13 protein-coding genes are annotated in these 14,857 nt (G+C 50.2%); 4 read left to right on the top strand and 9 right to left on the bottom strand.

Annotated features, from left to right (window positions below):
• The first annotated feature begins 273 nt into the window (after window positions 1-273).
• From erpA to RN22_RS08570, 3 genes are all read left to right on the top strand, one after another.
• Window positions 274-615, top strand: a complete 342-nt coding sequence (erpA, locus tag RN22_RS08580; RefSeq protein WP_002540439.1) for an iron-sulfur cluster insertion protein ErpA — start codon at window positions 274-276, stop codon at window positions 613-615.
• 122 nt (window positions 616-737) lie between these two features.
• Window positions 738-1,829 (top strand): efflux RND transporter periplasmic adaptor subunit, encoded by a 1,092-nt coding sequence (locus RN22_RS08575; RefSeq protein ID WP_046303928.1) that lies wholly within the window; start codon window positions 738-740, stop codon window positions 1,827-1,829.
• Between the two features lie 12 nt (window positions 1,830-1,841).
• Window positions 1,842-5,012, top strand: coding sequence for an efflux RND transporter permease subunit (locus RN22_RS08570; protein WP_046303927.1), 3,171 nt, complete (start codon window positions 1,842-1,844; stop codon window positions 5,010-5,012).
• 90 nt (window positions 5,013-5,102) lie between these two features.
• Here RN22_RS08570 and RN22_RS08565 read toward each other — a convergent pair whose 3' ends face one another.
• The gene (locus RN22_RS08565) at window positions 5,103-6,422 is read right to left on the bottom strand and encodes a peptidoglycan DD-metalloendopeptidase family protein (protein WP_046303926.1); all 1,320 of its coding nucleotides are present in this window, start codon (window positions 6,420-6,422) and stop codon (window positions 5,103-5,105) included.
• A gap of 189 nt (window positions 6,423-6,611) precedes the next feature.
• Here RN22_RS08565 and tyrS point away from each other — a divergent pair, with 189 nt between their 5' ends.
• Entirely contained in the window at window positions 6,612-7,799 is a 1,188-nt protein-coding gene (tyrS, locus tag RN22_RS08560; RefSeq protein ID WP_046303925.1) for a tyrosine--tRNA ligase, read from the top strand.
• A 49-nt stretch (window positions 7,800-7,848) separates the two neighbouring features.
• Here tyrS and RN22_RS08555 read toward each other — a convergent pair whose 3' ends face one another.
• From RN22_RS08555 to RN22_RS08520, 8 genes are all read right to left on the bottom strand, one after another.
• A complete protein-coding gene (locus RN22_RS08555) occupies window positions 7,849-8,400 on the bottom strand; it encodes a flavodoxin family protein (protein WP_046303924.1) in 552 nt (183 codons plus the stop codon).
• The gene (locus tag RN22_RS08550) at window positions 8,397-9,371 is read right to left on the bottom strand and encodes a questin oxidase family protein (RefSeq protein ID WP_046303923.1); all 975 of its coding nucleotides are present in this window, start codon (window positions 9,369-9,371) and stop codon (window positions 8,397-8,399) included. Before RN22_RS08550 ends, RN22_RS08555 begins: the two co-directional genes overlap by 4 nt.
• Before the next feature lie 35 nt (window positions 9,372-9,406).
• Complete coding sequence (locus RN22_RS08545; RefSeq protein ID WP_046303922.1) at window positions 9,407-9,823, bottom strand: VOC family protein; 417 nt, start codon at window positions 9,821-9,823, stop codon at window positions 9,407-9,409.
• A 218-nt stretch (window positions 9,824-10,041) separates the two neighbouring features.
• On the bottom strand, window positions 10,042-10,653 hold the full coding sequence (locus RN22_RS08540; RefSeq protein ID WP_039850273.1) for a TRIC cation channel family protein: 612 nt from the start codon (window positions 10,651-10,653) through the stop codon (window positions 10,042-10,044).
• Between the two features lie 186 nt (window positions 10,654-10,839).
• A complete protein-coding gene (btuF, locus tag RN22_RS08535; RefSeq protein ID WP_046303921.1) occupies window positions 10,840-11,661 on the bottom strand; it encodes a vitamin B12 ABC transporter substrate-binding protein BtuF in 822 nt (273 codons plus the stop codon).
• Window positions 11,661-12,626: a cobalamin biosynthesis family protein gene (locus RN22_RS08530; RefSeq protein WP_046303920.1), complete on the bottom strand. Its 966-nt coding sequence runs from the start codon at window positions 12,624-12,626 to the stop codon at window positions 11,661-11,663. Before RN22_RS08530 ends, btuF begins: the two co-directional genes overlap by 1 nt.
• Window positions 12,626-13,327, bottom strand: coding sequence for a 5'-methylthioadenosine/S-adenosylhomocysteine nucleosidase (mtnN, locus tag RN22_RS08525; RefSeq protein WP_002540425.1), 702 nt, complete (start codon window positions 13,325-13,327; stop codon window positions 12,626-12,628). The genes RN22_RS08530 and mtnN overlap by 1 nt, the downstream gene beginning before the upstream one ends.
• 108 nt (window positions 13,328-13,435) lie before the next feature.
• A complete protein-coding gene (locus tag RN22_RS08520; RefSeq protein ID WP_002540424.1) occupies window positions 13,436-14,851 on the bottom strand; it encodes an FAD-dependent oxidoreductase in 1,416 nt (471 codons plus the stop codon).
• Between the last annotated feature and the right edge of the window lie 6 nt (window positions 14,852-14,857).

Genomic DNA, 14,857 nt, shown 5'->3' with positions numbered 1-14,857 from the left:
ATGCGCCCACTTCTTCGTTAAATCCCACGGAAATAGAACGACTATTCCTCGTGAAATTTGCCTCGAATTGAACGCATTGATGACCTCTGAATGCGAGCATCTTCAGGTCGTTTGGGTATAAAGGGTGCGAGATGGATGATGAGGTAAGCATCACATCCGGCTTAAACATGGTGTATATTGCGGATAAGTTTCTGCGTGATGAGCAATACTTGAACGAATTAGTCAGGTATTAGATAATGCGGTCAAATTATAAAGAACTAATGTGAGGTAATAATGAGTGATGCCGCTTTGCCACTGCAGTTTTCAGAAACCGCAGCGAACAAGGTAAAAACGCTGATTCAGGAAGAGGAAAACCCGAATCTGAAACTGCGCGTGTATATCACTGGTGGCGGCTGTAGTGGGTTCCAGTATGGCTTCACGTTTGATGAAAACGTTAATGATGGTGATATGACCATCGAAAGAAGTGGTGTCACCTTGGTGGTTGACCCAATGAGCCTGCAATATTTGATCGGCGGCGTCGTCGATTACACAGAAGGGTTAGAAGGTTCACGTTTCTTCGTAAATAACCCAAACGCAACCACTACCTGTGGTTGTGGCGCCTCTTTCAGTGTATAAACTATAAGACACTTTTAAAGCCGCGGCAGTTCTTAAAGAAACTGCCGCGTCTTTTTCATTGGGCCAGTCGGATCAGCGTCCATTTTCTTTTACTGCAGTAACTACGTCAGGATGGAACGATTATGACGAATGCAGGCGCGAAAACGTCTTTCCTCTCCCAGCGTCCCTGGGTCATTTCTCTTGTATTACTTTGTGGTTTGGTCTTTTGGGTTGGCAGCGGTCATAGCAATGAACAGTCTGACGCTGACAAAAAAGAACCAGCGGCAGCACCGTTAACGAAAGTCGGCGTTGAAACATTCCACTCAGAGCCGGTGACCCGTTCTATTTCGTTATATGGACGCACGGCACCAGATCGCTCAGCCACCATTTCGGCGGAAGCAGCAGGCAGGGTCACCAAAGTGTCTGTCCGCAAAGGGGCTTCGGTTAAGCAGGGTGATTTACTGCTTTATATCGACAAAGCCGACCGTCAGGCGCAACTCGAACGCGCTGAGGCACTACTTTTGGTGCGTAAAAAAGAATATAACGCAGCCCAATCATTGAAGAAAAAAGGGCTTCAAGGCGAGGTGGCGTTCTCGCTGGCGCAGGCCAATTTGGTGGAAGCCCGTGCGACAGTGAAGAACCTCAAACTGGCACTGTCTCACACCGAGGTAAAAGCACCGTTTGATGGCATTGTTGATGACCTAAATGTGGAAGTTGGTGACTATCTTGGCATCGGCGATCCTATGGCGACTCTGATCGATCTCGATCCTCTAATCGTGACTGCTGATGTAAGCGAAAAACACATCAGCGATATTGATGCGGATTTGCCAGCCAATATTTTGCTGGTTAATGGCGCGATGAAAGAAGGGCGTCTGCGCTATCAATCCAGTATTTCATCTCCGGCAACCAACACTTTCACTATTGAGCTGGAAATCCCAAATCCAGAGCAAAAACTGCCTGCAGGTATCAGTGCGGAAGTGGATCTGGCGCTTGAGCAGCAAAGCGCTGTGAAGCTGAGTCCCTCAATGCTGGCATTGGATGAAAAAGGTAACTTGGGAGTGAAAACCTTAAAAGGTGACAAGGTTGTCTTTGTCTCTGCCAAAGTCGTTAAAGCTGAGCAAAATGGCGTTTGGCTGGCAGGCCTTGGTGATACGGTGGACGTTATCACCAAAGGACAGGGCTTTGTGCGTGACGGTGATGCCGTCGAGGCGGTGCGTCAAGCGTCGGCACAATAAGGGGAGCATCTCATGAGAACATTGATTGATGCGTCACTGGCTCGCACCCGTACCATGGTCACCCTGTTATTGGTGCTTTTGGTCGCAGGCTTTTACACCTATCAAACCATTCCAAAAGAATCTGATCCTGACATCACCATTCCGGTGATTTATGTCTCTGTCAGCCACGAAGGCATTTCCCCGGAAGATGCGGAGCGTCTTTTGGTACGTCCGGTTGAGCAAGAACTTCGCTCGATTGAAGGCATCAAGGAGATGACGGCAACGGCGACGGAAGGCCACGCTTCTGTGACGCTTGAGTTTAACGTCGGTGTTGATCTCAATGAAGCCATGGCTGATGTGCGTGAAGCTGTAGATTTGGTGAAGCCGCGTTTGCCGGAAGACAGTGACGAACCAACCGTTAACGAAGTCACTTTCGCCAACATGCAGCCCGTATTGTCGATTGCTTTGTATGGCGATGTTTCTGAGCGTGCGATTGTAAAAATCGCCCGACAGCTTCAGGAAGAACTGGAAGGCTTTAAGCAAATCCTCGAAGTGGATATTGCCGGCGATCGTGACGACGTGGTGGAAATTATCGTCGAACCGCTGTTGTTGGAAAGCTATGGGCTGGATCAGCAAGACATCTTTAATCTGGTTTCCCGTAACAACCGCGTTGTCGCGGCAGGGTATGTGGATACCGGGTACGGTCGCTTTTCCGTCAAAGTGCCTTCCGTATTCGAAACTGCCAATGACGTACTGACCTTGCCAATCAAGATTGAAGGCAATCAGGTAGTCACAGTTGGCGATGTTGCAACCGTTCGCCGTGCGTTTAAAGATCCGGAAAGCTTTGCCCGTCTGGACGGTAAGCCAGCGGTCGTGCTGGATGTCAAAAAGCGCGCCGGCGAGAACATCATCGAGACCGTCGAGCTAGCCAAGGCGGTGATGAATGAAGCGCAGAAATCTCCGCTTTGGCCTGGTGCACTTCAGGTTAAATATACTTGGGATGGCTCTGAAGATGTGCGCTCGATGTTGACTGATCTCCAGAACAACATCCTTTCCGCTATCTTGCTGGTGGTGATTGTTATCATTGCCATTCTGGGGGCGCGCACTGCGCTGCTGGTGGGCGTTTCGATTCCCGGCTCCTTCTTAACGGGGCTGGTGGTGCTGTCATTAGCCGGACTGACGGTCAATATCGTTGTGCTGTTTTCTCTCATCATGGCGGTTGGCTTGCTGGTTGATGGGGCGATTGTGGTGACGGAATATGCCGATCGCCGGATGCGTGAAGGTGTGGATCGTAAAATGGCCTTTCGGGAGGCTGCGCACCGCATGGCATGGCCGATTATCGCGTCAACAGCCACCACTCTGGCGGCCTTTGCTCCGCTTCTGTTCTGGCCGGGTATCACCGGTGAGTTCATGGGCTATATGCCTCTGACTCTTATTGCAACACTTGCTGCATCGCTGGCAATGGCACTGTTGTTTGTGCCAGTGCTGGGCAGCATGGTGGGTAAACCGCTTCCTCTAACAGCAGAGCAACAGGCCCGAACTCATGCACTTGAGCAAGGTGACTTCTCCCAAGCCCGCGGTATCACGCGTGCTTATATCAATACGCTTTCCATTGCGATCAAGCACCCGATTAAAATTTTGATTGCCGCTTTGATTGTGGCTGGTGGTGTGTTCTTCGCTTACGGGAAATCAGGCCTTGGCTCAGAGTTCTTCCCTGATGTTGATCCGGCATTCTTCAACATCAAAGTGCGCTCGCATGGTGATCTTTCTATCTTCGAAAAAGACGCCTTGATGGCCGAAGTTGAAGAGCGTGTCATGGGCATGGACGAGATTGAATCCGTTTACACCAAAACCGGTGGTCAGGATGAGATTGGCGTGATCCAAATGAAGCCTGTCGATTGGCAAGAGCGTCGTAAGGTAAAAGAGATCATCGAAGAACTTCGCGAGAAAACCGCTGACTTGTCCGGCCTTGAGCTGGAGTTCAAAAAGCCCGATGCTGGTCCGCCGAGCGATCACGATTTGTCTATTGAGGTTAGTGCGGTAAACCCTGAGCTGATCGCGCCTGCTGCCAAGCAAATTCGCAGTCTGCTTGAACAGGACCCGGCATTCACCAACTACAGCGACACCTTGACCAAACCAGGCATTGATTGGTCGATTGATATCAATCGTGAAGATGCGGCCCGCTTTGGTGCAGATGCCCTGTTGGTAGGTAATACGGTGCAGTTCGTTACCAATGGCCTCAAGATTGGTGATTACTTGCCAGATGATGCCAGTGAAGAAGTGGATATTCTTGTGCGTTATCCTGAAGAGAAGCGGGATATTGGCCGCTTTGATGAACTTCGGGTGATGACGCCTTATGGGTTGGTGCCGATCACCAACTTTGCCCAAATTAAGCCAGAGCCAAAACAAGGCAACATTGACCGTGTTGATGGCAGACGCGTGGTGAAAGTGATGGCTGACATGACGGAAGGTTATAACCTCAGTCTGTCGCTGCCGGGACTGAATGAGCAGATTGCAGCGCTGGGATTGTCGCCAGAAGTGCGAGTGACCTTGCGTGGTCAGAATGAGGAGCAGGATGAAAGCTCTGCCTTCCTGATGACAGCCTTTATGGCGGCATTGGCTGCAATGGCTTTGATCCTAATAACCCAATTCAACAGCTTCTATCAGGCGTTCCTGATCCTGAGTGCAGTCTTGTTCTCGACAGTGGGTGTGTTCCTTGGCCTTCTGGTGTTCCAGCGTCCGTTTGGGGTCATCATGTCTGGCGTTGGTGTGATTACGCTTGCGGGGATTGTGGTGAACAACAACATTGTATTGATTGATACCTACAATGTAATGCGTCGCCGTGGCCTTGAGAAAGTTGATGCCATCTTACGCACCGGTGCTCAGCGTCTACGTCCGGTGCTTCTGACGACCGTAACGACGATTCTAGGTCTGCTGCCAATGGTGCTGGAAATGAACGTTGACTTGGTGAACCGCGGTATTGAGTTCGGCGCACCGAGTACTCAGTGGTGGTCTCAACTTGCCACAGCAGTAGCCGGTGGTTTGGCGTTCTCTACAGTACTGACGTTGGTGCTCACCCCATGTCTTCTAATGCTGGCCCGTGAGCCCAAAAGAGCGAAGAAAGAAACCAACATGATTTGGCAAACCGAAGAGAAGGATTCGACGCTCCCAAAGCCACAACGGGAAGCTGAGCCTCAGCTTTGAGGCGGAATTCTGACGTAAAAAAAGCAGCGCATAAGCGCTGCTTTTTCTTTTCTATTAAAACACTACTATCAAAAAGCCATTGTCAAACAGCTAAGAAGAAAAGCGTTCCAGGGTGCCGATGGATGCTAACAATTGCTCGAACTTATTGAGCTGCGCCATGCGGTCTTTAGCCAGTTCAATAAAAGCGGTCTTTTCCTTACCTGCCAGTGACTTCGATTGTGGCAATTTGACGGTTCTTGGGTTCTTATGAACACCGTTTACCAGAAATTCGTAGTGGAGGTGAGGGCCTGTCACGCGGCCAGTACCACCGAGTGTACCAATAGTTTGTCCTTGTTTGACGCGCTGACCCGTTTTCACATTACGCTTGGTCAGGTGGAGGTACTTGGTGATGTAGGTTGAGCTATGACGGATGAAAACGTAGTGGCCATTGAACTTGTTGTAAGCCGACTTCATCACGACGCCATCGCCTGCTGCCCAAATCGGTGTACCAACAGGTGCGACATAATCTGTGCCACGGTGTGCTTTCACCTGCCCTGTCACTGGATGTAAACGACGGGGATTGAAGTTTGAGCTGACATAGCGAAAGTTAACGGGTGAGCGCAGGAAGGCTTTTCTCATTGCGCGGCCTTTCTCATCGTAATACTTACCTGTTTCAGAGCGGATAGCGGTGAAGGTTTCGCCCTGGTTGGTAAATGTCGCGGCAAGAATATTACCTCGGCCAATCATTTCACCTTCAACCAACTGCTCTTCAAACAAAACAGAAAATTTGTCGCCCTGGCGGATGTCGAGAGCGAAGTCGATGTCCCAACCGAAAATGCCCGCCAGCTCCATGATTTGGTTGCCATTCAGTCCTGCACTGACCCCAGCATTCCAAAAGCTAGAGGTGATAGTGGCTGAGGCAAAATTCACCTGAGTATCGACCTGCTTGGATTCTGTTTTCGAAAAGAACTCATCACCAATACGGGTCACTACCAGCTTTTCGTTAGCATTTTTCGGTTGGAGTAATTGCGTAAACAAGCCGTTTTCATCAAAACCAATATGGATTTCATCACCCACGCGTAATGAGGCTAATGACTTGGTGCCTTCATCACTGTTGATTAAACGGTAAAGCGTAGTGGGGCTGATGCCTACGCGGTCAAAAATAACCGCCAGACTGTCGCCGGCTTTCACCTTGAACTTATGCCACTCCAAGGGGGCGTAAGCCTGCACGGGCTGTTGCTCATTTTCAGGTGGAAGTAAGGAAACGGTATCGAGAGGAATTGGGTATTGTTTTCCCACTTCGAACTTGGCATCCGGATGTGAAGCTGGTGTTTCGGTGGGGAGCAAAATCAGCACCACAACAAGGGCGCTGAGAGCCATAATCAAGACTTGGTGAAGTCTAGGTAGCGCAGCAATATGTTTAACAGGCATTAAAAAACAGTCGTTAAGGAAAGTGAATTAAACAGGGAGCTGCTTGTTTGTGCCAACTTTCTCGAAAAAACCGATCGGCTTAAGCATTCCTTTTCTCTACTAACAAGTCTAACTGGTTTCAAAAACCATCGCTATTCAAGTAGTATGTCGGCTTACGAAAAAATGCCGATTCTGTGGGAGCGATAAAATATGGCGAGCATTGAAGCCGCGCTAGCTGAAATTAAGCGTGGTGTTGAGGAGTTGATTCCTGAAGAGGGACTCATTGCAAAACTGAAAGAGAACCGTCCTCTTCGTATCAAGTTGGGCGCGGATCCAACTGCACCGGATATTCACCTTGGTCACACTGTGATCATGAATAAATTGCGTGCCTTCCAGGAGCTGGGCCATGAAGTTATCTTCCTGATCGGTGATTATACCGCGATGGTAGGTGACCCAAGCGGTAAGAACGCAACGCGTCCACCGCTGACGCGTGAGCAGGTTCTGAGCAATGCTGAGACTTACAAAGAGCAGATCTTCAAAATTCTGGATCCAGAGAAAACCCGCATTGAGTTCAACTCAAGCTGGCTGAGTGAGCTGGGTACGGATGGCATGATTCGTCTGGCTGCGAGTTCTACCGTTGCGCGTATGCTTGAGCGTGACGATTTCAAAAAGCGTTACAGCAACAACCAGCCAATCGCGATCCACGAGTTCATTTATCCGCTCCTGCAAGGTTATGACTCTGTGGCGCTGGAAGCTGATGTTGAACTGGGTGGTACTGACCAGAAGTTCAACCTGCTGATGGGACGTGAGCTGCAAAAGCAAAACGGCCAATCACAGCAAGTCGTGATCACCATGCCTCTGCTGGTGGGTCTGGATGGCGTAAAGAAAATGTCGAAGTCTGCAAACAACTACATCGGTATCAGCGATGTACCGACTGAGATGTTCGGTAAAATCATGTCTATCTCTGATGATCTGATGTGGAACTACTACGAACTGTTGTCTTTCCGTCCATTGGAAGAGATTGCGGGCCTTAAAGAAGAAATTGCTAACGGCCGCAACCCACGTGACGTGAAGATCCTGCTGGCGAAAGAGATCATCGCTCGCTTCCACTCAGAAGCGGATGCTGAAGCCGCAGAGGCTGAGTTCATCAACCGTTTCCAGAAGGGCGCAATGCCTGATGAAATGCCAGAGTTTTCTTTTGAGCAAGGTGTCGCTATCGCTAACCTGCTGAAAGATGCAGCACTGGTAGGTTCAACCTCAGACGCAATGCGTATGATCCGCCAGGGTGCGGTGAAAATCGACGGCGAGAAGTTGGACGATACCAAGTTGGTACCTGAAGCTGGTACTGCCGTTTACCAAGTCGGTAAACGCAAATTTGCCCGTATCACGCTGGCATAATCACGAAAAAGGCGCCGAACGGCGCCTTTTTACTAACTTTAGATAGTTACTACCGAGTCAACCCAGCAACCCGCTCACCTAATCGCTCCGCAGTTTTTGCATCCACCGGATGAAGACCACTCTCTGTATCAGCCAGTGCAACTACGCCAAGAGAAGCATTTAAGCGGTTAAAGTCTTTGCTGAGTGCGCCTTCTGGCGCATCAATGCCCACCCAAAGCATACTGTGCTGAGTAGCTAGTACATTGAAATATTCCACCGTGCTTTGTACTTCGCCACAAGGGCTGCCGCCAATGGTAAACCCAGCGGCGAGCTTGTTCTTCCATCGCTGCTTGGACCAACTTTCACTGCTCGCATCAGCAAAAGCTTTGAACTGTGCTGTCGGACCGCCCATGTATGTTGGTGAGCCGAAGATGATGGCATCCATGTCACTGAGCTCTTCGAACAACGCGTCGTTTTTGAAGCGTCCTTCAACGATGTCTGAACCTAATATGCGGTAAGCAAAAACCTGTGCCTCTTGTGCTTCTGCGCCGCACGCCACGGCTTTGGCGAGCGCGTCTGTAGTGCCAGTTTGTGAGAAATAAACGATGGCGATTTTTTTCATAAAGATCCCTTTAGCCTGACGTTGATTGCGAATAGCGCTTCGTCCAGTTGTAATTCGTTATAAATCCGGGCGCAGCTGTAGATAAGTTTGATGGTGTGATCGTCTTGTGTTGCCAGCGCCTGGTTAAACCAAATCTCCCAATCTGGTTGGATATTTCTGCGTTCAGGAGCGACAGGCTCTCGGTATTCCGCAGTGCATGCTGCACCGACATAGGCCTGCCAGAAACAGTCGAGAGCGAAATCAAAATTGTCGATAAACGGCGCGAGTGATAGCAGAGCATGAAAACCGGTTACGCCATGGAGCAAGGTGAAATCATTGCTCGCGGCATATTGCGAGAGCACCACAATGGCAACGGACTCTTTGGTCAATGACGCTGGCTGTGTGGAAACAGCTTGGTATTTAGCAAGTTCCCGTAATTCTTCGACATGATCGATGATGATTCCTTCTCGATAGGTGTGATCCCGCATTACCCCCAGTGCTTCATTGAGATGGGAAACGGCGTCTTTATCCGTGGCATATTGCAGGTTTCCTAATGGCGTAAACCCGGATGACCAGTAGGCAAGTGCGTGACTGATTTCAGTGAAGTCTTCACTTTCCACCGCATAGGCGAGGCGAATCAAGGCATGGAAAGAACCTGCTGCGATACCGGGCAGTAAGGTTGGCAAAGCCTCCTTTAATGTTGCTTCAATGTCTTTGGTCTCCAGCTCCTTGCTGTAATAGAGCACGAAATCCGCATTGTGTGTTTTCTCCCCAAGCTTTAATACTTGAGGGGTAACAGGAGTTTGTTCCGCTTCCAGATGAGGGGTTGCCCGTTGGAACTCGTCATGTAAGTCCCTTGATGAGGCACCTAGCCTGGACATGGCAATCAGCGCCATGGGCAAGTGGTTGGAAAGCCTTGGCCCAAACACTGGAGAATATCGATGTCCATGTCTGATGAGTGATAGGGCTTCTGACGTTATTGGTTTAAACATGACTGCTTCTCTCTATTTTTATTAGTTCTTCGTTCTTAAAGCAGGTAATCGTTCCGGCTTTCGATGGAATCGGTCAGGTATTCGATGAATTCCCATTCCATACCATCGCTATCGAAAAAATACGCACGTTTGCGGGCCGGATGGCTCTTGTCAAAAGAGGCCTCTTGATAGCCCGCTTCACGCAGACGTTCCGCCGTACCTTCCGCATCTTCCACCACAAAGCCAATGTGATTGACGCCAAGTTGACGGTAAGGGACTCGTTCGACAGCCTTGTCGATGACCACTTCCTGAAGGGCGATGTAAGAGGTGTCAGTACCCAGATGACACCAGCCGTAATCATCATTCTGGCCTGAGCCACGAATGGAGAACTCCGGCATGGCTGTCTGCAAAAACTGGATAGCGTTATCGAGATTGGTCACAGTGATATTGGCGTGTTCGACATAGCTGCTCATGGGATGCTCCTTGTTATTAAATAAAGCTATATGTTTACATAATAGATCAGATTTCCATTAAATAAAGTAAAAAGTTTATTTAATGGTTTGGATGGATGAGATGATCGCTAGATCGAGATCTATGGCGCGGAAACGATAAAACAGAATGAGATAAGGATGTTGCTGGAGCAGAAAAAAAACGCGCCCAAGAGGCGCGTTCTAAATGATTGAAACTGCAGTTACTTTCCTGAACCGAATACAGGTAAAGAAAGGTGCCAGCGTATCGCGGCGAGCCTGATCAACAAGGTAGTGATCATGCCAGCAATGGAAGCTATTTCGACATCCACGTTGGCTGCCAAAGCCACTGTATGGATGATTCCACCCGCAATACAGGCGGTTGCGTAGACTTCGGTTCTGAAAAGCATCGGGATTTCCCGAGCGAGTACGTCGCGGATGATACCACCGCCACAGCCGGTAATCACACCCATGATCACCGCCACCATGGGGGAAGCACCATAGCTCAGCGCTTTATCGACACCGATAGCAACAAAAACGGCCAGACCGATGGCATCTGCCACGGGCAAAAAGTACCACGGCAGGCGACGCGGTTGACGGATCAGCAACATGGAAAGAATACAGGTGACAAGGATCATCCAAAGGTATTCCGGCTGGTTGACCCAAAAGACCGGTGTTGCGCCTAATGCCATATCACGAATGGTACCGCCGCCGATTGCGGTGACCATAGCAAGAACGATCATTCCAAAGGGATCCATTCTTAACTTACTGGCAAGTAATACGCCTGATATGGCGAAGACTGCCGTACCAAACATGTCTAAAATATACAGAAGCATAAAGCGCTATTTCATCCCTTAATCAAACATCCAATCTGACGTCTACTACTGGTATTACTCTGGGTCTTATTTTTTTATTGTGACACGGAGTTCCAGTAACACGGATTGGTTAAGCGCGCGCGATTTTACGTGAAACTTGGTGGCGGGCAATCCAACAGACAGAGCTTCTGCAAGCCACTATTTGAATTAGTGATCGAGATCGACTCTTACCTTATCCATCGCGAGGCATATCTGTCTTACCGCTTTTAGTGCTCTTGGTGTTGGACGATTCAGCCAGTCTCCCGTTATTGCAAAGATAGCGCTGTTTTTTACTGCGGGGATAAAGTCCTGCCATTTTTGCCAACCAGCCATAGGTTTCTCACGATCCGCAGGGTAAAAAATCGCTAGTGGTTTTCTCACTACAATCTGCTCCATGCTGACCTGAGGATAAGGAGCGGCGCTTTCTGCGAAGATGTTTTTGCCGCCACAGAGAGAAAACAAAGGTTGTGGCCAATGATCGCCGTTGTTCGTGAGCAATGGTGACTCACTGAGTTGGTAAAAATAGGGTACCTTGGACTTTCCTGCTTGCGCTGCTTCAATGCTTGCTAACTCGTTACGCACGGCATCAGCGCGAGCTTTGGCTAACGCCGGGTTTTCTGACCACTTACCCAGCTTTTCAATGTTATCGGCAGCGTCGTAAAGAGAGTGTGGATTTGAGTAGAACACCTCAATGCCAAGCCTTTCGAGCTTGGCGAGCTCTTTATCTGGGTTTCCGCCTTTCCACGCCAGCACCAAATCCGGTTTAAGCGTGACGACACGTTCAATATTGATCCCGCGATAGTTGGCTACCTGCTCAAGTTCCAATGCTGCTGGTGGGTAATCGCTGTGAGCACTGACAGCAATCAGGTTATCTCCCAGCCCTGCTTCATACGCGAGCTCTGTGGTATGTGGAGAAAGGCTGATAACGCGAAGCGGTTCGGCAAAGGAGAAGGATGGAAGAAAAAGTAGAACCAGTAAAAAACGGAACATCATAATAATCCGTGGGCAAACCACATCAGGAAACTTTGGATGAGGATCCAGAGCAAGGCCTTTTGCCTCAGTTGTTGATTCAGCAGCGCTAGGTGCATAGGAGAAGCGGCAACGCTTCCGCCAATGCTGGGGCGAGTGCATTTCTCGCTGTCATAGATGGCGGGGCCACCCAGGGAAAGCTGCAGTTTGGCGCCGGAGGCGGCAAGGAGCCAGCCCGCGCCGTTCACTGACCAGCTTTGTCCATGTTCACGGATGGCCGTGAGTGCAGGCTCAAACCGGTGCCCAGCGGCAATGAGAAGTGCAAATAAGCGGGATGGCATCCAATCGAGCAAAGCAAGAAAGCCAGACGCTGCTAATCCAAACTGGGAGAACTCTTGTCGGCGGGGAGGCCAGACACGGGCAAGTTGCGCTGCCAGCGTGTAAAGAAACGCGCCAATACCACCGAAAATGGCATACCAGAACAGCACGCAGACTAGACCTCGTGCATACCCAACCAACAGGGTTTCACAACTGGCTTTGGCAATACCAACTGGAGAGAGTGAATGGGTTTCTCGGTTCAATGTTTGTGACAGCAGGGTTCGAGCTGCAGGCTTGTCGTCACGAATGAGTGCTTGCTCGACCTGCATCGCAAGCTCAGTCAGGGGCTTCCAACTTAATGCCAGCCAAAGCAACAGAAGGTCGAATAACCAGCTAATCCAGACAATTTGCTTTAAGGCGACTAAAAGGACGGCTAGGGTCAGCCACATCACAGCGAGCGCTAAACCGCCGGAAAGGCGTTGCTGCTCCGGAGAGTCTTCTTCGTGATTGACCTTGTCGGAGATGGCTTCGGCAACGCGACGCCATATGGTGACAGGGCTGATATAGGCTGGCACTGGGAAGAACCAGTGCAAAATAAGGGCTCCCCACATCGCAAGCAATGTGGTGTGGTTTAACAGTGCTTCAAACGGTGTGGAGAGCTCGGTCATTATGCTTTCAGCAACTCGACCATTTTCTCAACCATGGCGCTTGAGCTTTTCGCTGCCAGCGGCAGGAATTCATCAAACGTCATTGGCGACTCTTTATCAGCAACGTCAGAGATAGCACGAACTACCACAAACGGTACTTTGAACTGGTGACACGCCTGAGCAATCGCTGCTGCTTCCATCTCTACTGCAATCACAGTTGGGAAGTGTTCACGGATGTAGTTTTGACGCTCAGCGGTACACACAAACGCATCACCGGTACAAATCAGACCGCGAACTGCGTGTGGCGCTGGCTCCATCGCTGCCAGTGCTTGCTCTGCCACATCCATCAGCTTTGCGTCAGAGGTAAAAGTCGCTGGCTGGCCGGCCATTTGACCCATGGTGTAACCAAATGCGGTCACGTCAGCATCGTGGTAAGCCACATCGGTAGAAATCACAACGTCACCCAGATTCAGGCTGGTATCGAAGCCGCCCGCAGAACCTGTGTTGATCACAGCTGTTGGTTTGAAACGCTCCAGCAGGATGGATGTGCCCACTGCCGCCGCCACTTTACCAATACCTGATTGCAGCAGCACCACGTCTACGCCATTCAAGTCACCCGTATAAAATTTGCTGCCACCAATCTCTTGCAGTTGGCAGTTGTTGATCTTGCTTTTTAGCAGGGTTACTTCCTGCTCCATGGCACCGATAATACCGATTTTCATCTTGTTGCTCTTTGATAATCAGGGAATAGCGAGAGTGTATCACGGGCGAAAATTGGGGCGAAAAAAAAGTGCCTTTGCAGGCACTTTTCTGTCGGTTTTGAAGTCGGCTTATACCTCGAGATAATCGAGAATGCCTTCTGCCGCTTTACGGCCTTCATCGATAGCGGTGACCACGAGATCAGAGCCACGGACGGCATCGCCACCGGCGAAGATCTTCTCGTTAGACGTTTGATAAGCGTAATCAGATTGCTCCGGTGCTTTGATGCGTCCCCATTGGTCGAGGTCGACACCAAACGGTTCCAGCCATGCCATTTTGTGCGGTTGGAAACCAAAAGCCATGATAACGGCATCCGCGTCCAGCACGTGCTCGCTGCCTTCAACAGGTTGAGGACGGCGACGGCCCGCTTCATCTGGCTCGCCCAGCTCGGTTTTCACCACTTTTACGCCGCTCACATTGCCACTGGCGTCGAGCTCAATACCCAGCGGTTGCAGGTTGAACATAAAGTTCACCCCTTCTTCGCGCGCGTTTTTCACTTCGCGGCGGCTGCCCGGCATATTGGCTTCGTCACGACGGTAAGCACAGATAACGTTTTTGGCATTCTGACGAATCGAAGTACGGACACAGTCCATCGCGGTATCACCACCACCAAGAACAACGACTTTCTTGCCAGCCATATCAATGTATTCCGGCGGGTTTTCCGTTAAATCCATTACGCGGTAGGTATTGGCAATCAAAAACGGCAGGGCATCAAATACACCCGGTGCATCTTCATTTTCCAAACCTGCACGCATGGATTTATAGGTGCCAACGCCAAGGAACACGGCATCATACTCATCAACCAAAGACTGCAGCTCAACATCTTTACCCACTTCAGTGTTGAGTCGGAACTCGACACCCATTTCGGTAAAGACGCGCTGGCGGTTTCGCATCACGTCTTTTTCGAGTTTGAATGACGGAATACCGAAGGTCAGCAGGCCACCGATTTCCGGATAGCGGTCAAACACAACTGGCTTAACGCCGTTACGGACCAAGACATCTGCACAGGCAAGGCCAGCAGGCCCCGCGCCGATAATGGCAACTTTCTTGTCAGTCAAAGTGACGCCTGACATGTCTGGCTTCCAGCCCATTTCGAACGCTTTGTCCGTAATGTATTTTTCAACATTACCGATGGTGACGGCGCCAAAGTCGTCGTTGAGGGTGCAGGAACCTTCACATAGTCTGTCCTGTGGACACACGCGGCCACAGACTTCCGGCAGACTGTTGGTCTGGTGCGATAGCTCAACCGCTTCAATAATGCGTCCTTCCTGGGCAAGCTTCAGCCACTGCGGAATGTAGTTGTGCACCGGGCACTTCCACTCACAGTATGGGTTGCCGCAGTCCAGACAGCGGTCGGCTTGCGCCGAAGCCTGCTTGTGGGTGAAAGGTTCGTAGATTTCAACGAACTGGGTTTTACGTGTTTTGATCGCCTTCTTTCGAGGGTCGATACGTTGCACGTCTATAAACTGGTATACGTTCTGGCTCATAGGGTC

Source organism: Grimontia sp. AD028 (assembly GCF_000973155.1).
Taxonomy (GTDB): Bacteria; Pseudomonadota; Gammaproteobacteria; order Enterobacterales; family Vibrionaceae; genus Enterovibrio; species Enterovibrio indicus.
This window is presented reverse-complemented; position numbering and strand designations above follow the sequence as displayed.

Coding starts and splice junctions, on each gene's coding strand:
- RN22_RS08570 (WP_046303927.1), top strand. CDS start 1,842: ATGAGAACATTGATTGATGCGTCACTGGCTCGCACCCGTACCATGGTC.
- RN22_RS08565 (WP_046303926.1), bottom strand. CDS start 6,422: ATGCCTGTTAAACATATTGCTGCGCTACCTAGACTTCACCAAGTCTTG.
- RN22_RS08575 (WP_046303928.1), top strand. CDS start 738: ATGACGAATGCAGGCGCGAAAACGTCTTTCCTCTCCCAGCGTCCCTGG.
- mtnN (WP_002540425.1), bottom strand. CDS start 13,327: ATGAAAATCGGTATTATCGGTGCCATGGAGCAGGAAGTAACCCTGCTA.
- RN22_RS08520 (WP_002540424.1), bottom strand. CDS start 14,851: ATGAGCCAGAACGTATACCAGTTTATAGACGTGCAACGTATCGACCCT.
- RN22_RS08540 (WP_039850273.1), bottom strand. CDS start 10,653: ATGCTTCTGTATATTTTAGACATGTTTGGTACGGCAGTCTTCGCCATA.
- RN22_RS08555 (WP_046303924.1), bottom strand. CDS start 8,400: ATGAAAAAAATCGCCATCGTTTATTTCTCACAAACTGGCACTACAGAC.
- RN22_RS08550 (WP_046303923.1), bottom strand. CDS start 9,371: ATGTTTAAACCAATAACGTCAGAAGCCCTATCACTCATCAGACATGGA.
- btuF (WP_046303921.1), bottom strand. CDS start 11,661: ATGTTCCGTTTTTTACTGGTTCTACTTTTTCTTCCATCCTTCTCCTTT.
- RN22_RS08530 (WP_046303920.1), bottom strand. CDS start 12,626: ATGACCGAGCTCTCCACACCGTTTGAAGCACTGTTAAACCACACCACA.
- RN22_RS08545 (WP_046303922.1), bottom strand. CDS start 9,823: ATGAGCAGCTATGTCGAACACGCCAATATCACTGTGACCAATCTCGAT.
- tyrS (WP_046303925.1), top strand. CDS start 6,612: ATGGCGAGCATTGAAGCCGCGCTAGCTGAAATTAAGCGTGGTGTTGAG.
- erpA (WP_002540439.1), top strand. CDS start 274: ATGAGTGATGCCGCTTTGCCACTGCAGTTTTCAGAAACCGCAGCGAAC.